General features: G+C 54.6%; 8 protein-coding genes. 2 read left to right on the top strand and 6 right to left on the bottom strand.

From position 1 onward, the window contains the following. Window positions 1-162: 162 nt before the first annotated feature. From QO008_RS08000 to QO008_RS07980, 5 genes are all read right to left on the bottom strand, one after another. Window positions 163-1,131, bottom strand: a complete 969-nt coding sequence (locus tag QO008_RS08000) for a sensor histidine kinase (RefSeq protein WP_307385583.1) — start codon at window positions 1,129-1,131, stop codon at window positions 163-165. Beyond that, on the bottom strand, window positions 1,124-1,792 hold the full coding sequence (locus QO008_RS07995; RefSeq protein WP_307385581.1) for a response regulator transcription factor: 669 nt from the start codon (window positions 1,790-1,792) through the stop codon (window positions 1,124-1,126). The genes QO008_RS08000 and QO008_RS07995 overlap by 8 nt, the downstream gene beginning before the upstream one ends. 9 nt (window positions 1,793-1,801) lie before the next feature. Next, entirely contained in the window at window positions 1,802-2,305 is a 504-nt protein-coding gene (locus tag QO008_RS07990; protein WP_307385585.1) for an urea carboxylase-associated family protein, read from the bottom strand. A 90-nt stretch (window positions 2,306-2,395) separates the two neighbouring features. Beyond that, window positions 2,396-3,346 carry a putative ABC transporter permease gene (locus QO008_RS07985; protein WP_307385579.1) on the bottom strand — a complete coding sequence of 317 codons (951 nt, stop codon included), beginning with the start codon at window positions 3,344-3,346 and terminating at the stop codon, window positions 2,396-2,398. Window positions 3,347-3,370: 24 nt separating this feature from the next. Continuing rightward, on the bottom strand, window positions 3,371-3,769 hold the full coding sequence (locus QO008_RS07980; RefSeq protein ID WP_307385577.1) for a GNAT family N-acetyltransferase: 399 nt from the start codon (window positions 3,767-3,769) through the stop codon (window positions 3,371-3,373). A 110-nt stretch (window positions 3,770-3,879) separates the two neighbouring features. On the opposite strand from QO008_RS07980, the gene QO008_RS07975 reads away from it, so the two are divergent. Both QO008_RS07975 and QO008_RS07970 read left to right on the top strand, forming a co-directional pair. Continuing rightward, on the top strand, window positions 3,880-4,287 hold the full coding sequence (locus QO008_RS07975; protein WP_307385575.1) for a DUF2188 domain-containing protein: 408 nt from the start codon (window positions 3,880-3,882) through the stop codon (window positions 4,285-4,287). A gap of 334 nt (window positions 4,288-4,621) precedes the next feature. Beyond that, window positions 4,622-4,837, top strand: a complete 216-nt coding sequence (locus tag QO008_RS07970; RefSeq protein WP_307385573.1) for a hypothetical protein — start codon at window positions 4,622-4,624, stop codon at window positions 4,835-4,837. A 120-nt stretch (window positions 4,838-4,957) separates the two neighbouring features. On the opposite strand, the gene QO008_RS07965 is transcribed toward QO008_RS07970, so the two are convergent. Further along, the coding region (locus tag QO008_RS07965; RefSeq protein WP_307385571.1) for an S-layer homology domain-containing protein at window positions 4,958-6,905 on the bottom strand (1,948 nt) is incomplete at its 5' end.

Raw genomic sequence — 6,905 nt, 5'->3', positions numbered from 1 at the left:
ATTCTTTTGTGAAAACTCTTCTGCTTCCTTTCGACATATGTCTCCTCCTTTGCTGAGGTAACTAAGGCCGTGTCTAAAATCATTATACCAGCTACCCTCGCTCAGAATGACAATAGGGAGCAGTCGCGCGAACAAAGACAGAATTTCACAAAAACACTCCCCCTAGCGGTAAAAGCGAACGGAAAAGCGACTGCCGGCACAGGAGGATTCCACTACGACGTCGGCGTCGTGCAAATCCGCCACGGCCTTTACCATCGAAAGCCCGATCCCAAACCCCTCGCCCCGAGGATCCGCCTTGTAAAAGCGTTCGAAGATGCGCTTTCGCTTCTCGAGGGGGATGCCCTTTCCCCGGTCGCACACGGAAAATCCCCGGTAAATCTCGTTGTCCTCGAATTCTACCCCGACTTGGGCGCCGGCGGGCGAGACTTCGGCGGCGTTTTTCAGCAAATTCACCACCGCCTCAAACAACCACACCCGGTCGCCCTGTACCACCACATCCCCATCGGAGAGGGCGAGGCGGATGTTTCGTTCCAAAAACAGCGGCTCGAGATACATTTCCCCGTCGAGCACCAAGCTCCGAAGCGACACCGGCTCCCGCTTGGGCACCACCGCCTCGGCGTCGATCTGCGCGAGTTTTAAGAGCAAATCGCAGAGCGCGCCCAGCCGCTCCATCTCCCGCTCCACCATATCGAGATATTCCGCCCGCCTGGCGGGATCGGTGCGGGCGAGGTCCAAAAGCATGCCGATTCCCGCAAGCGGCGTCTTGATCTGATGGGCAATGTCCTCGGCATTTTGGCGAATCAGATCGCGCGTCGCCTTTTCGTGGTCGTAGGCGCGCTGCTTTTCGGCGAGGATCTTTTCCACATCGTCGACGAGGTACAAAAACACCGTATCGTCGAATTGTAACGAATCGAGCTTCTCCGCGCGAATTCCCTTGCGAAAACGGGCGAGATCCTCGGAAAAATTGCGCTTCTCTTTCCGTTCCCGGACGTACAAATGCACACCCGTCGCCGCGGCGAGCAAAAAGAAATAGCCGAGGGTATACGCATCGGCATAAGGGCTTACCCATAGAATCACCGCCGAAGCAAAAAAGAGGGCCGCAGGCAAAAGGACCGCTCTGTATTTACACATCCTCGTCCTCCCAGCGATACCCCAAGCCGCGTTCCGTATGTATATGGCGCCCGTAATGGCCCAGCTTTTCCCGCAGCCGCTTGACCGTCACCGTCAGGGTGTTGTCGTTCACGGGGCGGCGGTTTTCGCGCCAGATCTCGTCGAGCAGCCGCGAACGCAGCATACAGATTCCGCGATTTTGAAGCAGCGCTTCCAACAAATCGTACTCCGCCGCATTCAACGCCGCATTCTCCCCGTCGATCCGCACCGACTTATTTTCCGGATAGAGCGTAAGCCCGCCCGCCGCAACCGCCGTCGGTGCACCGCCCGCGCGGTGACACACATTGCGCACCCGCGCCGCTAGCACCGGCAGGGAAAAGGGCTTGGTGATGTAGTCGTCGGCCCCCTTGTCGAAAGCCGCGAGAATATCCGCCTCCCGATCCCGCACGCTCAAGACCAATACGGGCACCGTAGCACCGATGGCGTCGAGATATGCCAAAAACTCGAAACCCGTACCGTCGGGCAGATTGAGATCCAACAGCACCACGTCATAAGCGTCGGGGTCCGCGTCGGCGCAATCGGCCATGGTCTCGAATCGATCGACCGCATGACCCGCGTTTTCGAAAAAGCGACGCACCGAAAAGGCGATCACCGCGTCGTCTTCCAAGAGCAGAATCCGCATAGAACCTCCTCACTCCACCTCCACGATAATGGCGGTGCATTTCCCCGCATTGCATTCGCTCTCGCTGACGCTGCACGCCGCCACACCCAAGATCATATCCTCCAGTGCCTTGAGCACCACCGCATCCCCCGCCTTCGAAGGCGGCCGGCACACCGAAAAACTGCCGTCTTCCGCCACCGCCGTATGCATAAACAGATTGACTGGGCGAAGAATGGGAAAGGCCGTCCCCAACGCGCCGTTGATATTGTCAAGACAGTTGGGATGTCCCGCCCCATTGTGGTAGAAGAAGTCGTACATGGCGGGACTGCAACAGGGGTGCAACAGGTCGTGTTCGCCCACGTCGTCGCGCCCGATCTCAAAAAGCGGTCGATAGCGATTGGAATAGAGCGTATCGCCCACGCCGATGTGAAGCGATTCGTTAATATCCATCGTCACCCCGGGCGATAAAAACTCGCCGCTGTCCCCGTCGATGACGGCAAAAAAATCCGCCACCTGACCGCCCTCCTCGTCGATGACGCAATGCGATCGCCCGCACGCACGGGAATCTTCTTGCCCGAAGCGGGCTCGATTCTGTATCTTTCTTTCATTATAACCTTCCTCTCTTTACGGCAGCCGTTTATAAAATTCCCGGCTTTCCAACAATGCTTTGTCCGCCGAAATGGCTTCTTCTAACTGTTCGATCGCCTTTCTGTCGCCATCTTCGGTGCGCAACAGATCGATCAGCGCCTCTTGCTTTTCAATAATCTCGCGCTGCAAGCCGCGGGTGGTGACGAGATTTTTCGACGCCATCTCCCGCCCCGTCCGGGCACGTTCTTCGAGATCCTCCACCTTTTCTTCGGCAAGCCGACGAATGTGCTCGCCCTCTTTTCGAATCCGCGCAATGCGCGCCTTTACCCGATCCGTTCGAAACGTAAGTTCCGGATAGGCGTCGAGGATGCGCTTATGCAGGGCGGATCGGTTTTCCAAAAGATACCGCACTTCCGCCGCAATCTCTTCGCTTTTGTCTGCCATACTCTTCTCCACCCCTTCCTTTAAGAGATGCATGACAAAATACGACACCAGCACATCCGCCAAAAACAGCGCCGCAAGCGCACCGAGAAAAAGCGCCATCTGCCGCCTATCCCCACGCGCAAAAAGCAGAAGGAGCACGGGGTTCGCCGCCTTTTCAATACAAACGCCCCCGATCCCGAATAGAATCAGATTGCCGATCCATACCCTGCCGTGCAGATTCATCGGCTTTTGGCTATAATCCCACCACCGAGCGTAAAAGCGCTTCTCCAGCACATAGCTCGTCATATATTCCAGCGCCCCGCAGAGGAAAAACGACAGCAAAAAACTCGTGCCATACGACGCATCCACCGGCTCCAGCAGCGCGCCCGCCACCGTGACGATCACGGCGCCGGTGCCGTAAATCGGACAGTACGGGCCCACTAAAAAGCCGCGATTGATCCACCTTCCGTATTGAAAATACTTGAGCACCACTTCCATCGCCCACCCCAAAAACGAGTAGGCGAAAAACAGCCACAACAACTGCTGCATATTGATTCCATCCACGAATTTACCCCTTCCATTGGACGCCTAGGTTCGGAGCATCCCCACCATCTTAGGATCCACATAGCGAAACCCGTGCCGCGCATAGAACCGATCCGCCCCGGCATTGGCGAGCAGCATAATAAAACACTCCCCTTCCGTGTTGGCATCCAGCCAATCGTCGATGCGAGAGACAATCTCTTCGCCAAGCCCCTTTCCCTGGTACGCCCTGTCCACCATCACATCGGCAATGCCGTAGGTAATGCCGCCGTCGCCCACAATCCGTCCCATGGCCACCAACTTCTCGCCGTCGTAGCCGCTAATGACATACAGCGAACCCGCAAGCGCACGGCGCACCTGCGCAGGCGCCTTCGCATTGCCGATCCCCGACGAAAGGCGCAGCGCATTGTACGCTTCGATTGCGGGCAAAGATTCCGTAAACTTCATATTGCCTCCTTTCCTATGATTTTACCCCACCGCCCCCGATATTTGTTCATTCTCGGAAAAGTCCTGTAAGTTTTCATACAATCGGGGTAAATAGCAAGCAGGAGGTGCCTATGCCCTATACAAAAAAAGACTATCCGCCGTCCTTAAAGAACCTCGATCCCGCGGTTCGGAACAAGGCCATTGACATCATCAATGCCTTAATGGAAGATGAGCACATGCCCGAAGACAGAGCCATTCCCATCGGCACTGCACAGGTAGAAAAATGGGCACAGGATCAGGGCAAAATGGAAAAGCAAAACAAGACCGCCACAGATGCCAAACCCGAAAAAGACGTCAAAGAAGTCCTCGTACGCTATCGCAAAGACGACGAAAAATGGGAAGTCATCTCGGAAGGTGCTAAACGCGCCGACTCCCTTTTCGACCTCAAAAAAGATGCCGAGGCACGCGCTAAAGAAATTGCCGGCCACAGAGGGGCAAAAGTCGTAAGCTATACCAAAGAAGGCAAGGAAGGTAAGTAGGGAGCAACCATAGTAAGAGATCCGCCCGTCGGGTCTCTTTTTTGTCTGCATTGCATCCTAACTTCTAACTAAGAATTGGAACTCGGCGATCTTTTTGGTATACGACGATAATCGCCATATCTACGGTCTCAAAGTATCGCCAATTTCGAAGATACAAAAGATCCTTACGAGAGGTGTTCTAAAAGGTAAAAGTACCATGTCCATAGAAAAGATTACATGAAATCCGGTAAGAAAATGAAGAAAAAAGGTAAAGATCCACACCGTTTACCTAATCGCCTATCCCGAAGATACGGTACTCCCCAAGGGCAATGTAGCCCGCGCAGAAACCGCCACTATGCTCAACAGAAAATACAATCGCGTAGCGGACGAAAAGGGGCTTTCGCAAGACATTCTCTCTGCACTCCATGCCTTTACCGACTTGGACAAAAACGCATGGTACTACTACGAAATTGTAGAAGCCTCCAATACCCACGAATTTACCCGTCGCGGGGACAAAGATTCCCTCGGCAGAGAATACGAAGATTGGACCAAGGTTCTGAATTTGAAGTAAGCCATACGCACAAAACTCCCTCGCATGAAGGGTTTTTTTTGTGTTTGCCTAAGATATACGGCTATAAGATACACAAAAAGAGATCTGCACGATTCTTGTGCAGATCTCTTTTTGTACGCGTTAATTTTCGATTTCTACCCAAATTTCCGCATTGGCGGCATTTGCTTTGTGATAATCGTGAGGGTTGGTCGCTTCGACGATTTCATAGTATCCCCAGAAGTCGGGATCCAAGTCGGCGAATCGACGGAGTGCCGAGGGATTGCCGAGTTCCGTATGCAATCCGACGTCGTCTACCCAGCGATTATACAAGGCGTTTAGGATTTTCGCGGCCTCTGCGCGCGTAATGTTTGCATTCGGCCGGAATGATCCATCGGGATAGCCTTCGATTCGACGGTTTCCGTAGGCTTGATCGATGGCAGATTCGCCCCAGTGCCCTTTCACGTCTTCGAAAGGTGCTTTGGCGGCATTCGGCGTATCGATGGTTTTGATCATCTGCGCGAATTCCGCCCGGGTGATTCTTCCGCCGGGGTTGAAGCTGCCGTCCGGATATCCCTTCATATACCCGGCTTTTGTAACTGCGTTTATAACGCCGTTGTACCATCCGCCGGGTGTATCGACAAATGCAGGTTTCGTCGTATCGTCGAGGGAAAGCCCTTCGAGTCGGGCGATCATGGCGGCCGCTTCGGCGCGCGTTACGTTCCCGTTGGGCTGTACGGTGCCGTCAGGATATCCGAAGATATAGGCGTTGTGATGTTTAATCTCTACCTTCTCTTCATTACCGGGGGCAGGAGGCGCCGGAATCCAACCGCCGGGAAGCCAGGGGCGACCGGTCGCTTTGCCTTCGGCCGTTTGCCGGAGTGTTTCGCTCGATGCTTTGCCCGCTTCTCTTTGCACGATTTCAAAAACATCGCCTTCTCGCGCGGGATCGATGGGAACGGACCAAGTGCCGTCGGGACGAACTGTGGTTTGTGCCGCACGGCCGTCGGGCAAGGTTATGAGGATTTCTGCGCCGGGTACACCGGTTCCGCGAATTTCTGTGTCGCCGATTTCGATCGGTCGCACGGAGGGCGTTTGCGAAACGCCGGGATCCGGCTTTTCGCTCTTTTGTACGGTTTTCGTGTTTGCCGTCGAGGTTTTGCCGGTGGCGCTGTCGGTGACGGTGACTTTGACGTCGCCGTCTGCGGTCAGTTTCGCCGGATCGACGGGGATTTGCAGTTGTCCGTTTTCTTCCGGAACAACTTTTCCGTCGTCGGTCTTCCATTCGCCCGTGGCCGGGTCTTTGGTGGCGGTTACAGTGCTGCCATCCGGCAAGGTGACGTTGATCTTGTCGCCGTCCGTCGGTACAGTTACAGTGACCGCTTTGTCCCCTTCTTTGATGTCGCCGACGACGGGTTTTGTCGGGGCGTCGACGGGAGTAATCTTCAACGGATCAGTCGTTGCTTCTTTTTGGGTATCTCCGCTTCCGATAGAAACCGTGACGGGTTTCTGATTGTTTTCCATCTTCAGACCTGTACCGTTTTTCGGATCGGTCGTTATGCCATAGTCTGCAAAGTCGGCAAACGGAACTTCCTGTTGGTTGCCGTAAACGTCGGTCAAGGTGACGACGAGGCCACTCAGGTCGAGTTTGTCCCCTTCTTTGTATGCCAGATTTTCAGGCTGCGCAGTTATGGTTATCTTTTCAATTTGGTTTTTGTCAAAGGGCAGTTTGTCATATTGCGCCGTGATGGTGGTTGCTTCCGCAAAGGTGCCGGTTAGCGGTTTATCCCACGCTTCCGATCCTTCTTTTTGCGTGTATCCCGCATTCGCCGTTACCGCCGGGGCCGTTAGGGTGACTTCTTGCTCGGGATTTACCCAGTAGGTGATGGTTTCACCATCGGCAATCGTTCCGTTCTCGCCCGCACTGAAGGTAACGGATACGTAGTTTTCCGGTACGTTCGGTTTGGCTTCGCCGGGTTTCTGCGCCACGACGTCACCAGGCGCGGTGTATTGCGCCGTGATGGTGGTTGCTTCCGCAAAGGTGCCGGTTAGCGATCTATCCCACGCTTCCGATCCTTCTTTTTGCGTGTAT

Origin of the sequence: Aedoeadaptatus ivorii (assembly GCF_030815095.1) — a bacterium.
In the GTDB taxonomy this organism is placed as follows: Bacteria; Bacillota; Clostridia; order Tissierellales; family Peptoniphilaceae; genus Aedoeadaptatus; species Aedoeadaptatus ivorii.
This window is presented reverse-complemented; position numbering and strand designations above follow the sequence as displayed.